This window comes from Dactylosporangium sucinum, from assembly GCF_014647515.1.
Lineage (GTDB): Bacteria > Actinomycetota > Actinomycetes > Mycobacteriales > Micromonosporaceae > Dactylosporangium > Dactylosporangium sucinum.
Genome location: NZ_BMPI01000217.1, coordinates 1 through 568, shown reverse-complemented (window position 1 = coordinate 568; position 568 = coordinate 1). Strand labels below are relative to the sequence as shown.

At 67.1% G+C, this 568-nt stretch carries 1 protein-coding gene; it reads right to left on the bottom strand.

Annotated elements, in window-relative coordinates:
• The coding region (locus tag IEZ31_RS55920; RefSeq protein WP_190258312.1) for an acyltransferase domain-containing protein at positions 1–568 on the bottom strand (568 nt) is incomplete at both ends.

Here is a 568-nt window from a genome sequence, read left to right as displayed (position 1 = left end):
GGATTCGTCACATCCCCGTACAACCCGATCACCGGCTCACGCGCCGGAACACTCGCCACAACCCGGCGGAACTCGTCCAACATCCCGTCGAGGTGATGGCTGTGGAACGCATGCGACACCTTCAACAGCTTCGCCCTGCGACCCTGAACCAACTCCGTCACCGCATCGGCGTCACCGGACACCACAACCGACCGCGGCCCGTTCACCGCCGCCAGACCCACCCGCCCCTCAACCAGCAGCGGCCGAACCTCGTCCTCGGACAACTCCAGCGCAGCCATCAACCCACCAGCCGGCGCCTGGCTCATCAACCGGCCACGGGCCTCGACGATCCGGCAGGCACCCTCCAGATCCCACACCCCGGCCAGATACGCAGCCGTCAGCTCACCGATCGAATGCCCGCCGAGATATTGCGGCCGCAAACCCCAAGCTTCCAACTGCCGGAACGTCGCCACCTGCACGGCGAACAGCGCCGACTGCGCGAACTGCGTCTCATCGATGCGGTCGCCGAGGTGGATGTCCAGGTGCTGGCGGACCTCGTCCAGACCCGGCAGATCCGCGCCCATCCCGG